Below are 17950 nucleotides of genomic sequence, written 5' to 3'. Positions count from 1 at the left end.
TTATAAAACTCTTGTTTTAGTTGTTTCAAAAATAAGCTTAATGAGATCTTTCTTCTGTAGAAGCCTTATAGAACTGAAGGCTATCATTGTTGTTGGATACAATCAGTAGTTTTCCATACCTTTTGCTGACCAAGCTTTTGATGTGTCTGGTTTGCTTATCTAGTAACAATCCTGATGTAGAAATGGGTGTTTCTTTAAAATTACTGTTTCCCATATTTTTTAACAGCGTTCCATAGCCGGCGTCGTACCGTCCTAGCTCTGTGTTGGCATCATGGAAGTTTTCTCCCAGCAATAGGTCCAATCTCCCGTCTTGGTCAAAATCTAGCGTATGAATAGCATTTGCCGTAGAGAATTGAGCTGGGGTAGGTAACGGTCTAAGTTTGAATTTTTTGTTTCCAAGATTTTCAATGAAACAACTCCTGAATTCGTGAGTCTTTAAAATTTCTGCATTTTTTAACTCTTCTGGTGTAAAAATAGCCTTGAAGTCCGCTTGGGCAAAAGCACTATATGTGGGGAATTTTTTGCGGAGATATACCATTTGTTTTTCAAGAAGGCTTTTTGAGGAGAAAACATGTTCCTTTCCTTCAATGAAATGTGTAGTAACTCCTTCGGGCCAACCGTTCTTGTCAAAATCCGAATAGTACATTTGTACCGGTTCTTTTTCCGTTGCCCTTAATTTTGAGTTTAGTCCAAGATTGCCCGCTACCAAATCAATGTCGCCATCATTATCAAAATCTCCGTATGCTAGGGAGTTCCACCAACCGTTTGAAAACTGTAGGGAGTTGGCCTCTGGGTTAGCTTTATTAAGACTTCCGTTTGAATTGTAGTACACTTTAATAGGCATCCATTCACCCACCAAAACAAGGTCTTGCCAATCATCGCCATTTAAATCCACCCATTTTGCAGAATTGACCATTCCGCATTTTTCAAAAAGTTTTTGGGATGATGTATCCATGGAAAAACTGCCTTTTCCATCGTTTTTAAGAAGATATGAATCTGGAGAAGAACCGTATTTACCGGGGACAGAGCGAGAGGATATAAAAACATCATTGTCTCCATCTTTATCAAAATCGGCTAGTGCCAAGTCTGAAACCGTTGTATAGATTTCAGGAAAATTATCTTGTCTTGTAAAGTTGCCTTTACCATTGTTTATATAAAGTCGGGTAAGACTTTTAGGGTCTGGTTTTATTTCTTGGTTACTGCCGCTACCCACAATTAAGTCCAAATGACCGTCTCCATTAACATCTACAAAATCGGCTGCAGTATCTTCAGAAGCTGCATCCGTTTGTAGTGCTTTTGATGATGATGAGATAAATTTACCATTAAATCGCTGCAAGTAGATTTTAGAAGGTTGGTTTAGTGCCCCACCAACGAAAAAATCATCTAAACCATCGTTGTCGATGTCTCCCACGGCAATAGGAGGGCCCCAAGTGGAATTCATATGCGGAATTAAATGTTCCCTGTTAAATTCGTAAAATCGATTTTCTTGGTGCCGATAATCAATATCTAATTCGCTATTGTTTAAAAGGGTAAAAAGGGATTTAGGTGTTTTTTTGGTCTCTGATGATATGGTAGAAGCATTTTCTTGGGCAATGCTCAGCACTTGACCTGAATTCACATTTGTTAAAACGGTTTGCTCCTTGTTTGGCCATTGTACAAAGACGGTATCTACAACAGTGTTTTTGCCAACTGCAAAATTTAAATAAGGAGGGGTAGATGATAGATATCCGCGAACATTCAATAATTCCTGATATTGTTTTTGACCTTTATTCTTTAATATAACCTTAGCGCCAATTCCGTAATCGTTTCCGGCTAGACCCTTCAACTTTATTTTTAAATAATCCTTGGTTGAACTGTCATTCTCTATGGTGGTGTTTTTTAAGATGGATGCTTTTGCGTTAAGGTTGTTAATTACCAAATCTAGGTCGCCGTCATTATCAAGGTCTGAGTAAGTAGCACCGTTTGAAAAGCCTTTTTTTGTGCCGCCCCATTCAGAGGAAGTATTGGTGAAAGTAAGGTTGTTATTATTTTTAAAGAAGAAATTCTGCAAAGGATAACTTGGCATTTTATCGGTAAGGGCGTTGCTATAGTCATAATTACCGGAACGCAATTGTTTTTGAACCTCATTTCCTGAAAGGAACTGCATATAGTCCATATCATTACTTCGTCTAAAAATACCGTTGGTAATGAAAATATCTTTTTGCCCGTCCATATCAAAGTCATTAGCTAAAACAGACCAGCTCCAATCTGTGGCTTCAATGCCGGATAGTCTTGCTATTTCGCTAAAGTGCTCACCGTCTCTATTCAGTTGAAAGGTGTTGTGTGCATACTGGTGTTGGTACCCAAAAGACAGTTTGTAATTGAAAATGGCATATGAATCCTCGCCATGCGATGCTTTTAAAATTTCGGGCTCGTACGCCTGCATATCAAGAGACAGGATATCCGGTAAGGCATCATTGTTCAAATCGGCAATATCATTGCCCATAGAAAACCGACTGGTGTGTTTTATATGGGATTCTAAATCTTCTGTAAACGTACCATCTCCGTTATTAATGTATAGGTAATCATCTTCATAGAAATCGTTTCCAACATAAATATCAGGATAGCCATCTTTATTAATGTCTGCCGTGCTAATGCCCAATCCAAACCCTAATGGACTGCTATAGATACCTGATTCTTTGGTGACATCGGTAAACTTACCTCCATCGTTTCGGAATAACTTATCGCCATACGGACTGGAAATGAGTCGCTTTTCAGCACGGGGGAGAACACCGTCGTTAAAATTGGAGTGCGTCATAATATACGCATCTAGGTCTCCATCTAAATCATAATCAAAAAATGCGGTTTGCGTGGTTGCACCTTTTACTGTTAGGCCAAGTTCAATTGCACTTTCTTTAAATTTTGGAATACCTTTCTCGTCATTGCCTTGATTGATAAAGAGGAGGTTGTGCCCATTGGTTCCTGAAATTTTTCCGATCTGACTTACATAAATGTCCAATGTGCCATCTCCGTTTACATCTGCAAAACTAACTCCGGTGTACCATGAATTTGAATCGCCGCCAGTACCAGTTTGCTCGGTAATATCTTTAAAGTTGAAATTCCCCATGTTGAGGTATAATCTGTTCTGAACTTGATTTCCCGTGAAATATAGGTCATCAAGACCATCCCCGTTTAAATCGCCCGCAGCAACCCCACCGCCATTGTAAAAGTACATGTAGGAGAATAAGTTCAGGGTTTTGGAAGCTTTTACGGAATTGTCAAAATTTACGCCTGTAGTTTCGCTGGAAACCTCTTGGAAAAGAGTGTTTTTCCCAACTTGTGTTCCTGGTTTTTCTTTTTCTTGACAGGATACCAATAGCAACACAAAAGAAGCCAATAACTTCAACCGTGTGATTGGTAAAATAGAATAACGTCCAAAAGAAAGTGCAGGCATAGGTTTAATTTACGAGGCTATTTTTTATCGTTTTACCGAATATCCTTGTTCGCGATACGTCTCTAAAATCGTGGACATTTCTTGTACAACATCAGGGTGTACTTCAACAATATTATTTTTTTGCTCAGGATCCTTTTTCATATTGAATAAAAGGGCGGGTGTATCAAAATCTTTGTAACCTCTCAACTTTTTAAAAGAATCGGGCATTTTTGAATGTTCGCCAGAAGGTTTATTAATGTATAACCACTTCCCTTTTCGCAAACCCCAAATGCCGTTGTATGTATTGTGTACGGTTGCTTCCCGCAATGGAGTACTGTATTTTTCACCTTTTAGAAGGTCTAGTAAATTATAACTATCCGGTGCCGCATTTTCAGGAATTGTAGCGTTTGTGATTTCTGCCAGAGTAGCCATGATATCTACTTGAGAAATGACTTCCTTTGAAACGGTTCCAGCTTTAATTTGTTCTGGCCATTTAACGATGAAAGGCACGTGATGACCACCTTCCCAGACGTCACGTTTTAGGCCTCTAAAATCTCCCATACTAAAATGCTCGTATTTTTCTGCGCGCTCAAAAGCATATTTTTCAGGACCGTTATCCGCAGTGAAAATTACAATAGTGTTTTTATCTAGCCCTTTATCTTTTAAAGCTTTCATCACTTGACCCGCAACCCAATCAGTTTGGAACATATAGTCGCCATATGGGCCTGCTTTAGATTTGCCAACAAATTCTTCGTTAGGGATTATTGGTGCATGGGGAGAGGGTAGAGCCATGTAAAGGAAGAACGGTTTATCTGCTTCTTGTTCGTTGATGTAGGCTACTGTTTTTTTGGTAAGGGTAGGAAGTACCTCATATGGGTTCCAACCCTCAACTTTTGGGCCTGGCCTAAACTCCCATTCGCCTTCATTAACATTGAAACCTACATTATGAACGTCCATAACTGCTTTTGGAAGTTCAATAAATTGGTCGTTTTCAATCCATGCGTAAGGAGGAAAGTTAATGGTTCCATCACCAAAATAATAGTCAAAACCTTGATCTAACGGCCCGCCCGTGAGGGGTCCGCTCCAATCAATATCTTCCGGTCTGTAGAACTTACGTTTTTTGTTCCACTGAAAAACTTCGCCTGAAGGTTCGTTCTTGAATTTCCAATTCCACCCTAAATGCCATTTTCCGATGGCTGCAGTTTTGTAGCCATTGGTCTTCAGGAGTTCAGGAAGTGTAACATCCGATTCATTAAAAAATGGAGGGCCAAAAGAATTTACAATATCATGCTGTCTTCGCCAGTGATAGGTTCCTGTAAGTAACGCGTATCTACTAGGAGAGCAAATACCCGAAGAACTATGGGCATCAGTAAAACGAATGCCTTCCGACGCCAGTTGGTTTAGATTGGGAGTGGGTATTTTAGAATCCTTGTTCTGGCATTGTAGATCTCCATAGCCCATGTCATCTGCATAGATGATTACAATATTGGGTTGTTGAGCATAGTTTTGGAAAGTTACCGCCAAAGCAAAGAGTTTGGTAAGCGTAACTAGTCTTCTTTTTAGAATTCTCATGGAGTTAACTGTTAAAGGGAGATTGAAAATACTATTAATTTATGGGAATGATATAAAAAAGCCAGTTGACCTTTTTGTCAACTGGCTTTAGGATAGAACTAACTCAACAATTTTAATAAAAACAGATGTCTTACTGTTCTCATGTTTAAAAGACTATTAGTAATCAGGATTCTGCTCAAGAGCATCATTCTTGTCAATTGCACTTTGTGGCAACGGCCATTTATAATGTTTTGGAAGGAATACTCTATTGGCATCTACATGCGGATCGTAAAAACCGTTTAGTTTTTCTTCTGCTATGCCCCAACGCTTCAGGTCAAAATAACGTAAACCTTCAAAACCAAATTCGTATCTGCGTTCGTTACGAACGGCTTCACGAAGTTCTCCCGGATCTGTAGTAGTTATGGCGGGATAAGAACCTGTATCTCCTACAGCCACACCATATGCTCTTGCTCTTACCTCGTTAATAGCGTCAAGAACAGAGGTGTCAATACTGCCGGATTCTATTTTACTTTCAGCATACATCAACAAAACATCGGCATATCGAATGTGAATATAGTCTGTGCCTTCTGTAAAATTCTGTACTAGGGAAGCCCTTGTTTGTGGGGTTGTCCATTTTAACAAACCAAAACCTGATAAGGTTTTTTGCTCAATTTCAGGATTCCATTCCCCTACTTGTACTATTTTACTTAGTCGAGGGTCACGGTTGTCCAAAGGATTAGCTTCATCATAAAGAGGAGATTCATCTATTGGTAGACCATCAGTAGCTTCAAAAGAATTCACAAAATCTTCAGTTGGTTTAAGAGTTCCCCAAAAGCCTATCATGATTTCACTACCTCTATCTTGGAATTCACCAGGAGCACTTGAGTATTTTGTAGAGAAAATAATTTCAGGGTTGTCAACTTGTCCTGCATCTACAAAAAGGTCTTCGTAATTAGTAGATAGCGAAAAACTACCACCGTCCATTACGGCCTTTGCCGCTACAGCTGCTTCGGCATATTTTTCTTGGTACAAGTAAGTTCGGGCTAATAAAGCACTTGCAGAACCTTTAACAACATAACCATCTCCGTAAGGAGCTTCTGGTAAGTTGGCAGCAGCAAATATTAGGTCCTTTTCAATTTGAGCGAATATTTCTGACTCAGGAGCTTTTGGTAAATCTTGATTTTCCAAAGTAGTTGGTTCTATTCTAAGAGGAACCTCTCCATAAGTAGTAACTAAGTTATAATAGAAAAATGCACGTAGAGTGCTTACTTGACCTTTCCATCCATTTAATTTATCAGCCTCAATATTCTCAACCTGATCAATGTTTGCTAAAAAGAAATTACAGGTTTGAATTCCTTTATAACATACATTGTAAAGTTGTGCGATTGCACCGTTATTACCACCAGAGGTAGGACTTGCCGTTCCATCAATCAATTCTCTAAAACCATAATTGAATGTTTGATAACAATCATCTGTTAGGGCGTCCCAGTTGGGTTTGATTGTTGGAGGCCATCCGCCATCTGCACGTATAGCCAACATGTTCTGTTGTAAATTACTATATACACCGGTCAATGCTAGTTCTGCATCTTGCTCAGTCTGCCAAAAAGTTTCTGAAGGCAGTTGAGAAGAAGGCTGCTTGTCTAAAAAGTCGTCCTCGCACGAACTTATTGTGATCCCCAGAAAGGATAGAGCGAGTAATAAGATTGTCTTTTTCATTTATATAATATTTTTGATTGACTAAAATGTCATGTTTACACCTAATGTTAATGTTTTTCTAAATGGATAGGCATCTACACCATTAGCTTCCGGATCTACATCAATAGGGTAGTCTTTTTGGAAGGTAAGGTAGTTTTCTGCTGCAAAATAGAATCGTAATCTGTTGAACGGTGTCTTGTCCAATACGTCAGTAGGTAGAGAATACCCTAAGGTAACATTTCTTAATCTTAGATAAGACGTGTCCCATAACCAGAAAGAATTGTTATATACTGTAGCTCTACGTGTTTCTGCGGTTTCGTAATATACCGCAGGCAATCTAGAGTTTCTATTATCGGGCGTCCATGCTTCGGTTAACCAAGCTTTATCCGTACCGCCATCTTGTCTGAAAGGGTCACGGGCAATATAGTTTTTAGTACCTTCTACACCTTCCCAGAACATTCTAAAATCTAAGTTTTTGTAGTTTAAAGAAAGATTTAACCCGTACACGAAAGCAGGATATCTACCGTCTATATGGATACGGTCATCTCCATCGATAACACCATCATTGTTTTGGTCTTTCAATTTAATGAAACCTACCTTACCGGGTTGAGGTTGAGTAGCCGAACTTGCAATTTCCGCTTCATCTTGGAAGTAGCCATCGGCTTCCCACATGTACCAATCTTCAAAAGCGTAACCTTCTTCATTTATGTTTCTGTTCTGTATCTCTGGATCTCCAAAAGTTTTTAAACGGTTTTTGAACCATGAAACGTTTCCGTTTATGCTGTATCGTAAATCCTCGTTTATGCTATTGTCATGGCCAATAACAATGTCCCAACCTTTGTTGGTCATGGCACCTTGGTTAACTACAGGAGCATCCAATCCACTACTTTCATCAACTTGTAGTTGTCTTAATATATCTACGGTTTCTTTTACGTAGTAATCGGCAGAACCATATAGTTTTCTATTAAATAGATTAAAGTCTACTCCAAAATCCGTTACCGTTGTAGTTTCCCATGTAATATCAGAATCAACTAGGCTTCTTAAGCCGACTCCTGCAAGAACACTACTTCCAAAAGGATAGCCAAATTGGTCAAAAGATAGGGTAGATTGGTAAGGGTATATACCAGAATTTAATTCATCATCCTGTACATTAATACCAATATTTTGGTTACCCAATTGCCCCCATGAACCTCTAAGTTTTAGTTCGCTTACTGCTTCAATATCTTGAAAGAAATCTTCTTTGTCCAATCTCCAACCAGCAGATACCGATGGGAAAACACCTAATCTGTTTCCTTTAGCAAAACGTGAGCTGATATCTCCTCTTACGTTTGCTTCAAGAAGGTACTTTTCTTTGTAGTTGTAGTTGGCTCTACCAAAGAAACTCTGAATAGCCCAACTTTCAGAAAAACCGGTTGTAAATTGATTTTCTGAATTTACACCTTCTAAATCAGTGATTTTTCTATTTGGAATGCCAGTTCTTTGTGATCTAGTGAAATTACGATCAAAACCTTCTTGACTATACCCTCCTAAAACTTTAAAGTCATGGTCGCCAATCAATTTTGAATACGTCAGCGTAGAGAATAACGTAGTTTGCTTACTCCACGTATTATCAATAGTTAATTGTGAAGCATCACGAGTTGTTCTTAGGTATTCGCCTGTTCTATAATTGTATTCGTCATATTGAATACGTTGATTTTTATAGTAGTCATAATCAAACTTATAAGCTCCTTTTGTACTCCAAACCAAATCGTCTGAAAGCTTAACGTCAAAAAATAGGTTGCCATTAAAGTTGTATTGGTTCAATACCTCACCATCTTGAACCTCAAGTTCTGCTATAGGGTTGTTTCTAGTAAATCCTTCATCAAAACCAGGAAATTCTGTATCAGTTCCAGAGAATGCTTTACCTGAATAATGTCCTGTGCCATCTAAGGTATACACCCCCCAAGTTGGCCTAACTCTAAATAAATTGAATAAGCCGGATTCTGTGCCTGCCTGCTGAGGACCACTTGTTTTTGAAGCTACACCGGATACAGTACCTCCTACGGTAATCTTTTCTCCTATATCTGATTTTACACTCATAAAGAAGTTATTCTTCTTAAACCCTGAAGAGCGAATAATACCCGGCTGATCCCAGTTACCCATAGAAATATTATAGCTGGTGCCATCAATTGCACCACTAGCCGTTACAACATGACGTTGTACGATTGGGGTTCTGGAAGCTTCATCAAACCAATTTGTATTAGGAAAAGCTGGATTGCCTTGATTGTTTCGGTAAGCATCTATCACTTCTTGAGGATACGGATTGGCAGATGCTCCAGGTGTATTGATTAATGCCTGGTTCATTAAAGTCATATAATCTGCCGAATTGGATATCATTTGCGGTACCTTGGTAAAGGTCTCCGTTGACACACTACCGCTGTATTCAATCTTAAAGTTGTTGTTACCGCCACTCTTGGTAGTCACCAAGATAACACCGTTTGCAGCCCTAGAACCGTAGATAGCTGCTGAAGAAGCATCTTTTAGCACAGAAATGGAACTAATTACAGAGGGGTCTAAATCTTGTAGATTACCTTCTACACCGTCAATCAATACTAATGGAGAGTTGTTACTACCAAAAGAGTTAAGACCACGTATTTTAATGTTAAGGCCTTCATTACCCGGAGCTCCACTGTTTTGTGAAATTTGTAGACCGGCCGCTTGTCCTTGAAGTGCTTGAAACGCATTTTGTACGTTTCTGTCTTCCAAAGCTTCTTCATCTACAGCGGTTACCGAACCGGTAAGGTTTACTCTTTTTTGTTGGCCGTAACCTACAACGACAACTTCATCTAGCTTACTTGCATCTTCCGACAAAGTAACATTTAACGTGGATTCACCATTTACTGGTACTTCTTGAGTTGAAAAACCAATGTAGCTAAACACTAAAATAGCATCATTGGAGGCGGAAATTGTATAATTCCCATCAAAATCGGTTTGGGTTCCTGTTGTGGTTCCCTTTACTAATACGTTTGCACCGGGCAAAGGCATTCCAGTGTCATCTGAAACCGTACCACTAATAGTGTCATCTTGGGCGTGTAGTTGCATGGTAGCTAAAAGGAGTCCTAAAAAGGATAATCCCAGCCGGAGCAACAAAGGTTTTTTGGTCGATTGTTTTTTGTGTTTCATAAGATCATTTGAGAGTTTTGAGTTATTTAGGCGAATATAGTTTTGAAGTTAGTTTTGAAGTATAACAAATGGTTTCAATAGGGTGACATATGATCTGAGTATAATAGTTGTGAAGTCTGTTTTTTACTGGGGTAGAGAAGATATCTTGTCACTGTATAGCATATGCTGAAACCATGTATTTGTAGGTAAATAAAATGTCTCTCTTAATAAGAAGGGCTCTCAAGTACCGTTGTGCCTAGGACTTATTCAGTTCTTAGAATTATACTATTTCCTAAGACCATCGCCAGAAATTAATTTTTGTAACTGTTCGTCCATTTCTTGAACTATATCTTCACGCAGTTGTGCTAAATTGTTTTGCTCTCCCGGATCTGTTTTTAAGTTGTAGAGTTCCGGACTGGTATCCTTTTGTTTTTTCCTGGGACCAATAATATATTTCCATTCGCCAGAACGCAGGGCGCGTCGTGTGCGTGTTTCTTCCATCATAAAAGGTAATCCTTTTAAGTCTGTGCCCTGAAAAGCAGCTAAAGTGCTTCGGCTATCGCGAGCTTCGTCCGTTGGAATTTCCTGTTCTAAAAATTCTGCAAAAGAGGCTAGTAGGTCTATTTGGTTGACCAAGGCGTCTGATACCATTGGTTTAATTTTATTTGGCCAACGTATAATGAAGGGTACTCTCGTGCCCCCTTCATAAATTTGGAATTTCCCGCCGCGATAGATTCCGGAAGCATCATGGCCACGATCGTTTTCTCCGTTTGACCGGTTAACAGTAGTCCCGTCATCATAACCATCATCATAAGTAGGGCCGTTATCACTTGAAAATATAACTATGGTATTGTCGGAAATTCCTGCTTCTTCAATGGCTTTTAATATTTCTCCTGTTGCCCAATCAAATTGCACCATTGCATCTCCACGATACCCCAGTTTGGTAGCACCCTTAAATCTTGGATGTGGTGTTCTGGGCACATGAATATCCTGTGCGGCATAATAAAGGAAAAAAGGTCGGTTTTTCTTTTCTAAGATATATTTTTTAGCACGGTTTACAAATTCATCGGTTATGGTTTCGTCATTCCATAAAGCCGATTTTCCGCCAGACATATATCCTATTCTTCCAATACCGTTGATTATACTATTGTCATGCCCCATGGTACTGCGGTAGTACGTCATGGCTTCTGGATGGGCCACTCCGTCCGGATATGACGTGTTATTTTTATTTTGAACTTCAATAAGGTTTCTATTAACATAGATAGGGTCTTTTGGGTCAAGCCCCAGTACTTTATATCCGTCTAAATAGACACAAGGAACTCTATCATTGGTAGAAGGAAGTAAAAAACTACTGTCAAATCCAACTTCTAATGGGCCTGGTTTAACAATGCTGTTCCAATCCGTAGGTTGGTCTTTTGTTCCAATACCTAAATGCCATTTTCCTATTATTGCTGTTGTATAGCCTGCATTTTTGAAGAGCTTGGGCAAGGTGATAACATCAGTAGGGATAGTTAATGGTGCGTCCGGTGGAAGTATATTTATATTATCTCTAAAACCATGAATACCGGTAAGTAAAGAGTATCTTGAAGGTGTACAAGTGGCTGCAGAGCAGTGGCCATCAGTAAATCTAATTCCTTCACTAGCTAGTCTATCAATATTTGGAGTAGGAATCAATTTAGAGCCATAGGCACCAACATCACCATACCCAACGTCATCGCCATAAATAATAACCACGTTAGGGAGTACACTGTCTTGTGCCGATGCAAACCCTATACACAGCAATCCTAAAATAAAGTGGAATAGGTGCTTGTTCATCTTTTTGGTTTCTTGGATAAACCTTGGCCTGTTAAGTTGTTCTTGAAGAAGTCCGCTACTTTATTATGTTCATCCTTATCCATGAAAAAGGCATGTTTGCCATCTTTTACTACAATATATTCTGAATCAACATTTTGTTTTTGCAGCGCTTTGTAAAGTAACTCACTCTGTTCAATAGGCACCAAGGGGTCTTTTTCGCCATGCATGATTAAGAACGGTGGATCGTCTTTTGAAATGTAATTTATGGCACTCGCCTTTCTCGCAGCTTCTTGTTTTTCTATAAAAGGTCCTCCAAGGAATTTTACAATAGGCCTTATGTTTTGTTTTTCGCCTTTTGACTTGTCTGTTGAAGAGGTATTCATCAAATTTAAATCTGATGGGCCAAACCAATCGCAAACTGCTTGCACCTCACTAGAAACATTGGTGACACCTAGATTGCCTTCTAATTCTTTTGAGTTGTTGGTAGTTCCTATTAAAGAGGCTAAATGTCCCCCAGCCGAAGAACCCCATAGTCCAAAAGAATTTGCGTCTAACCTATATTGGTCTGCGTTTTTTCTAAGGTACCTAATGGCTGCTTTGCAATCATAAACTTGTTCTGGAAATTCTGATTCTCTGGTAAGGCGATAATTTACTGAAGCCATGGCAAACCCATGATTTAGTAGAAACGCCTGCTTTCCGAAAAGGTCTTTTGTGCCTTTTTGCCAACCTCCGCCATGAATCCATATAACGAGAGGATAGGGCTTCTTGAACTTTGTTGTATCCGGTAAATAGATATCTAAATTATGTCTGTTGTTGCCATCTAGAACATACGGTACATCACTAAAAGTTTGAATATTTTTAGGAATTAAAGAACGATCGGATTGTATGCGTTTTTTATACGCTAGATAGCTTTTGTATTCTTTTTCGTTTAGTTTCCAGTCAATATCCGAATCAGCTTGATCAAAAATATCCTGATCGAATAAAGGAATTTCCATTGGTTCTAACTTTCCATTTCCATTGATATCAAACTTTAGAAATTCCAGGGTATCCGCTTCTTGTTTTTTGTAATTGGGGTTAATACGAGACCGGAGGTTTATATTTCGGTATTTAACGGCAGTGTGGTCGCCCTGAAAGTATATTGGTCCAGGTTTAGTGTCATCTGCATTAAGGGCCCCTTTTGTAGCCCCTAAGACAGGTTTGTTATCTATAACTTTTTTACCGTTTAGAATAACGGTTACATGTTGGTCTACTAGCGTGATATCATATTTTTGCCATTCACCACCAACTTTACCTGCATTTTCACTAGGTGGTATACGGGCGAATACTGCGCCCACACCTTGTAGACCTTGCATTCTGCTATCTCTATCTACAACCTGTGTTTCGTATCTTCCACAGAGATAAATACCACTATTCCCGCCTTTTGACACATTGAATTCTAATTGTAGATTAAAGTCTTTAAACTCACCATTTGTGCGCAGGTTGCCGTATTTAGAAAAAGGATCAAAATTAAGTTTGGGAGTTGTGTTTACTAAAACGCCATTTTCGGCTCTCCATCCACTGATTTGATTTGGATTGGTTAGTCGCCAACCTGATAGATCCTTCCCGTTGAAAAGAGCAATAGGCTCTCCAAATTTCACTTTGTCCAAATCTGGTTTAGGAGGCAAAGAAGGCAAACGTTTGCCTTTAAAATCTAACTTTTTAATAGTTCCATCGGTCAAGGGCCAATCCATAGAGAGAAATATCTCATCACCATCAACAGTTGCCTTGGTTTGTACAGGAACTTTTTCTCCAGTTGGAGGGCCGCCAGGGAAATTGGGAGCGCCTACCTTATATAATCTTTTAAAATATAGGGTATCCGAACTGACCTTTAATTCAGAAATAGCATTGCCTAGGCCTACGGACCAAGCTTCTCCATCAAGAACACCTTCTTTTATATAAAACGAAAGCCATGCAGGGTGACCGTCAGGTAGAACCGAAGCCCAGTTTCCAATGAAAGGAATGATAGCTTTGTCCGGTGTCTTTTGAGCAGTTCCATTTATAGAGAAAATAAGCGTTAAAAATATAACCGCACATGCTATTCTGAAGGGAGTGTATTTCATAACGCTAAATTCTCTAAGTGTTTTTGTTTAAACTTGGGAGCCAGCTCTAATGAGTAAGTCTCGGGTCAGTTTAACCCCCTCTTCTTCTGAGGCGGTAGATGTGCCAAACTCAATACCAATAAAGCCTTTGTACCCTGAATCCTTAACCATTTTCATCATTTTAAAATAATCAATGGTGGTTTCGTTGCCCATTTCATCAAACTCAATAGACTTGGCACTTACTCCTTTTGCGAAAGGTAAAATCTCTGCGAACCCTTTGTACTTGTCGTACTCTGTCACACATTCTCGATTTTTGTTTTTTTCGATACAAAAGTTGCCGAAATCTGGTAACGTACCGCAGTTTTCTCGTTCTACATTCTTCATCACATTAGACAACCAGATACCGTCCGAAGAGAATCCGCCATGGTTTTCGACTAGAATATTAATGTTGGAATCTTTGGAGTAATCCGCAAGTTTGTGCAATGAGTCAATAGCAGCTTTTGCAGCTTCTCCCTTTTCTATTCCTCCACCTAAATTTACTCTAATGGCATGGCAGCCAAGAAAATGGGCGGCATCAATCCATTTGTGATGGTTTTCTATGGCTAGTAAACGTTTTTTGGAATCTACATCCGCTAGTTGCCCTTCTCTATCGATCATTATCAACACATTCTTGACTCCTTCAGAATCTGCTCTGTTATTCATTTCTTTGAGGTAGGTCTTATCTTTTGCCTTATCCATAAAAAACTGATTAACATATTCCAACCCTTCGCATTCAAAACTTCTAGCTTTCGCGGCAAAATCAAGATTATCCATTTTTCCGGCGCGCAGTGTATTATGAAAAGACCATTCTGCTAACGAGATTTTGAAAAATCGGTCTTTGTTTAGTTTTATCGTATCTGCGAAACCATGAAAAGGAACTCCGGCTACCGATACTAAAGTTGCCGCTTGTATTGATTTACTGATAAATTTTCTTCTTTGCATTTTCCTTAGTTTCTAAACTTTAGTCTTGATTTATTTAAAACTATCTACGTTTTTATACGCATTTATAACCGCTTGCTCACCTTCTTTATCAGGTCTTGAGTTACCGTGTTCCATACCCAGAATGCCATTGTAGCCTTTCTCTTTAATGAATTTTAGAACATTCCAATAATTGATTTCTCCAGTGGTAGGTTCTTTTCTTCCCGGATTGTCACCAATCTGTATGTAGCCAATTTCATCCCAGCAGGCTTCCATGTTGGGTATGAGATTGCCTTCTTGGATTTGTTGATGATATATATCAAAGAGAATTTTACATGAGGGAGAGTCTACGGCCTTACAGATTTCATAGGCCTGTGGCGAGTCTGTTAGGAATGCTCCCGGATGATTAAAAAAGTTTAGAGGTTCAAGCACCATTGTAAGATTGTGTGGCTCAAAAATTGCCGAAGCTTGTTTGAGTGTTTCAATAACATTGGCTCTTTGGTAACCTTCTTTTATTTTAGGAGCCACGTTACCGGGTACAACTGTCATCCATTTGGCATTCACTCGCTTTGCTACTTCTACGGATTCTTTGCAGTATTCTAAAAAAGCCTTTCTTTTTTCCGGGTCTCCAGAAGCTACATGGCCCTCTTTTAGAAAAACAGCTACAAATACACCCATTTCAATACCCCTTTTTTGCATGGTCTGGGCCATTTTCTCTTGCAGGGCTACATCTCGGGTACGCATCTTATTATCCTCAAAAGCGGTAAAGCCTTGATCTGCCATAAAATTTAGCTGGTCAATAGGGTCCTTGCCCGCATGATTTTCAAACATTCCCAAATGCGGAGCATACTTAAGATTGAATTTATAGGGGTCTTTTGGTGAAGCTAGGGTAGCGGCATATGATAGGCCCGAACCCATTGAAATTGCTCCTGTTGATAATGCTGTTTTTTGGATAAAGTTGCGTCTTTTCATGGCAGGTTCTTGGTTATTTATAAAATGGTTATGATGATTGATTTCACGTTAAATAGACCAAGCTTTCCCCCCAGTAAGTTCATCCAGATCTCCGCAGGCAATATATTTACCGGGAATAGAATCATATGCTAGCACTTCTTCACCAACATATTCCGTGCACTTGTAGCCCCAAATGGTCAGGTCTCTGATTTTTTTGGCAAAGGGAACGCCTTCGGCCTTTTTATCCGTCAATGCTTTTAATACCTCAGGTGCAAGATCGGCTTCGGTAAGGTCACTTATGTTCTCTTTGTTTGAACTTTCTAGGGCGTTCACGGCCAATTGGTTCAAGGTAGCCTTGAATTGGTCGCGCTGAGCAGGAGGCATTACCTCGTTTGCAAAACTGTCCAAAAAGATATGTACGTTAACTTCCGAGGCCGATAATGTATCGGTTTTGGGCAGTATACTATCTATAACGCCTATAAGTACCGTACCTTGGTCTTCATTGAGAAACTGAGGTACCCACGTAGTGGTTTTAGTATCGTTACAGCTTTGTAAAACGCTCATGAATGTGGGTGCGGCTACTACGTAACCCATAGACATTCCTATTTGCATTAATGCTTTTCTTCTATCCATGGTTATATATTTCCTTTTTTAAGTTCTTCTGCTGCATGATTGGCGGCCCTTGCCGAAAACGCCATATATGTCAATGACGGGTTTACACAACTTGATGAGGCCATAAAAGCACCATCTGTAACGTAAACATTGGGTACTTCATGTATTTGGTTATGACCGTTTAAAACCGATGTCTTTGGGTCTCTTCCCATACGGGCGGTTCCCATTTCGTGAATGCCGTGACCAATATTATACGAGCTGTTGTGGGTGTTGATGTCTCTTGCTCCGGCCTTTTTTAGCATTTCTGCCGCTTGCACTACGATATCTTCACGCATTTTTAACTCGTTGTCACGTATTTCTGCATCAAAGGTTACGGTAGGTAGGCCCCAACCATCTAGATTGTCATAATCTAGGGTCATACGGTTGTCTTGGTACGGAAGTATTTCCCCAAAACCACCTACGCCCATAGTCCATCCACCAGGTTTTAAGATTGCTTCTTTAAGTTCGGAACCCATTGAAAGTTCGGCAACGGCATCTTTCCAGTTTTTACGGCTTGCGCCTCCTTGATATCCAAATCCGCGTAGGTAATCTTTGCTTTGAGATTTGGCGTCTATATTTTTAAATCGAGGAATGTACACACCTCCTGGTCTTCGGCCTTTATAATATTTATCGTCGTAACCATCAAATTTTCCATTAGCCCCTGCACCTAAATGGTGATCCATTATATTTCTACCCAATTGATCGGAATCATTACCCATTCCGTTAGGAAAACGGTCTGATTTGGATTGCATCAAGATGGAAGCCGATGCTATGGCCGAAGCACACAAAAAAATAACCTTGGCGTTGAATACCAGTTCTTCTTTGGTCAATCGGTCAATGACCTTAACTCCTGTTGCTTTTTTGGTATCCGGGTCATAAATGACTTCGGTAACGATTGAATCCGGCCTTAGGGTTAGGTTCCCTGTTCGTTCCGCAGCTGGAAGCGTGGACGAGTTACTGCTAAAGTAGCCCCCAAAAGGACACCCTCTGGAACAACGGTTCCTGAACTGGCATTTGGTACGTCCCTCAAATTCTTTGTCACCCGTAATATGTGCTATACGGCCGGAGGTAACGACCCTTCCGTCTAGGTTTTCATAGACTTTATCCCTAAAATGTTGCTCTACACAGTTTAATTCCATCATTGGAAGGAATTGGCCATCGGGTAGTTGTCTTAGTCCCATTTTTTCACCGGATACGCCAATGTAGCTTTCTACCTTATCGTACCAAGGAGCAATATCTTTATAACGAACGGGCCAATCTACGCCATGACCATCAATTTTATTTGCTTCAAAGTCAATTTCGCTCCAGCGGTAACTATGCCTTCCCCAAGTAATGGATCGTCCACCTACATGGTATCCCCGCATCCAATTAAAGGGTTTGGTCTCATTGTAGGGGTGTTCCAAATCGTTTACGAACCATTTGTACGAATCTGCGCTTTTGCCTTTGTTGGTCCGGCTTTGCTTGGGACGTTTTGCCTTTTCTTCAATTGAAAGCTCCATGCCGTGTTTAAAGTCCCAGTCGTCCATATGGGCAGTGGTGTAATCTTTTATGTGTTCCACCATTCTGCCTCTTTCGAGCATTAAGGTCTTTAGTCCGTTTTCGCACAATTCCTTGGCGGCCCAGCCTCCGCTAACACCGGTGCCTACTACAATGGCATCATAGGAACTTTGTTCTTCGTTAAAATAAAATTTGCTCATTTGTTACGTTTTGAAAAATAGGT

At 39.8% G+C, this 17950-nt stretch carries 10 protein-coding genes; all 10 read right to left on the bottom strand.

Annotated elements, in window-relative coordinates; all coding sequences use genetic code 11:
• Positions 1-37: 37 nt before the first annotated feature.
• The 10 genes from KO513_RS08745 to KO513_RS08700 all read right to left on the bottom strand — a co-directional run bounded on the left by KO513_RS08745 (position 38) and on the right by KO513_RS08700 (position 17927).
• The gene (locus KO513_RS08745) at positions 38-3433 is read right to left on the bottom strand and encodes a VCBS repeat-containing protein (RefSeq protein ID WP_215913074.1); all 3396 of its coding nucleotides are present in this window, start codon (positions 3431-3433) and stop codon (positions 38-40) included.
• A 24-nt stretch (positions 3434-3457) separates the two neighbouring features.
• A complete protein-coding gene (locus KO513_RS08740; RefSeq protein WP_215913073.1) occupies positions 3458-4984 on the bottom strand; it encodes a sulfatase family protein in 1527 nt (508 codons plus the stop codon).
• Between the two features lie 156 nt (positions 4985-5140).
• On the bottom strand, positions 5141-6679 hold the full coding sequence (locus KO513_RS08735; protein WP_215913072.1) for a RagB/SusD family nutrient uptake outer membrane protein: 1539 nt from the start codon (positions 6677-6679) through the stop codon (positions 5141-5143).
• A 21-nt stretch (positions 6680-6700) separates the two neighbouring features.
• Positions 6701-9820: a SusC/RagA family TonB-linked outer membrane protein gene (locus KO513_RS08730; RefSeq protein WP_215913071.1), complete on the bottom strand. Its 3120-nt coding sequence runs from the start codon at positions 9818-9820 to the stop codon at positions 6701-6703.
• Positions 9821-10084: 264 nt separating this feature from the next.
• Complete coding sequence (locus KO513_RS08725) at positions 10085-11614, bottom strand: sulfatase family protein (RefSeq protein WP_215913070.1); 1530 nt, start codon at positions 11612-11614, stop codon at positions 10085-10087.
• Positions 11611-13692, bottom strand: coding sequence for a family 16 glycoside hydrolase (locus tag KO513_RS08720; RefSeq protein ID WP_215913069.1), 2082 nt, complete (start codon positions 13690-13692; stop codon positions 11611-11613). Before KO513_RS08720 ends, KO513_RS08725 begins: the two co-directional genes overlap by 4 nt.
• Positions 13693-13719: 27 nt before the next feature.
• A complete protein-coding gene (locus tag KO513_RS08715) occupies positions 13720-14652 on the bottom strand; it encodes a sugar phosphate isomerase/epimerase family protein (protein WP_215913068.1) in 933 nt (310 codons plus the stop codon).
• Positions 14653-14682: 30 nt separating this feature from the next.
• Positions 14683-15600: a hydroxypyruvate isomerase family protein gene (locus tag KO513_RS08710; RefSeq protein WP_215913067.1), complete on the bottom strand. Its 918-nt coding sequence runs from the start codon at positions 15598-15600 to the stop codon at positions 14683-14685.
• 48 nt (positions 15601-15648) lie between these two features.
• Positions 15649-16212: a gluconate 2-dehydrogenase subunit 3 family protein gene (locus KO513_RS08705; RefSeq protein ID WP_215913066.1), complete on the bottom strand. Its 564-nt coding sequence runs from the start codon at positions 16210-16212 to the stop codon at positions 15649-15651.
• Between the two features lie 2 nt (positions 16213-16214).
• Positions 16215-17927, bottom strand: coding sequence for a GMC oxidoreductase (locus tag KO513_RS08700; RefSeq protein ID WP_215913065.1), 1713 nt, complete (start codon positions 17925-17927; stop codon positions 16215-16217).
• Positions 17928-17950 lie beyond the last annotated feature (23 nt).

Origin of the sequence: Zobellia sp. B3R18 (assembly GCF_018860715.1) — a bacterium.
Lineage (GTDB): Bacteria > Bacteroidota > Bacteroidia > Flavobacteriales > Flavobacteriaceae > Zobellia > Zobellia russellii.
Note: the sequence above shows the minus strand (reverse complement) of the source record. Positions and strands in the feature narration are given on the sequence as shown.

Coding starts and splice junctions, on each gene's coding strand:
- KO513_RS08745 (WP_215913074.1), bottom strand. CDS start 3,433: ATGCCTGCACTTTCTTTTGGACGTTATTCTATTTTACCAATCACACGG.
- KO513_RS08740 (WP_215913073.1), bottom strand. CDS start 4,984: ATGAGAATTCTAAAAAGAAGACTAGTTACGCTTACCAAACTCTTTGCT.
- KO513_RS08735 (WP_215913072.1), bottom strand. CDS start 6,679: ATGAAAAAGACAATCTTATTACTCGCTCTATCCTTTCTGGGGATCACA.
- KO513_RS08730 (WP_215913071.1), bottom strand. CDS start 9,820: ATGAAACACAAAAAACAATCGACCAAAAAACCTTTGTTGCTCCGGCTG.
- KO513_RS08725 (WP_215913070.1), bottom strand. CDS start 11,614: ATGAACAAGCACCTATTCCACTTTATTTTAGGATTGCTGTGTATAGGG.
- KO513_RS08720 (WP_215913069.1), bottom strand. CDS start 13,692: ATGAAATACACTCCCTTCAGAATAGCATGTGCGGTTATATTTTTAACG.
- KO513_RS08715 (WP_215913068.1), bottom strand. CDS start 14,652: ATGCAAAGAAGAAAATTTATCAGTAAATCAATACAAGCGGCAACTTTA.
- KO513_RS08710 (WP_215913067.1), bottom strand. CDS start 15,600: ATGAAAAGACGCAACTTTATCCAAAAAACAGCATTATCAACAGGAGCA.
- KO513_RS08705 (WP_215913066.1), bottom strand. CDS start 16,212: ATGGATAGAAGAAAAGCATTAATGCAAATAGGAATGTCTATGGGTTAC.
- KO513_RS08700 (WP_215913065.1), bottom strand. CDS start 17,927: ATGAGCAAATTTTATTTTAACGAAGAACAAAGTTCCTATGATGCCATT.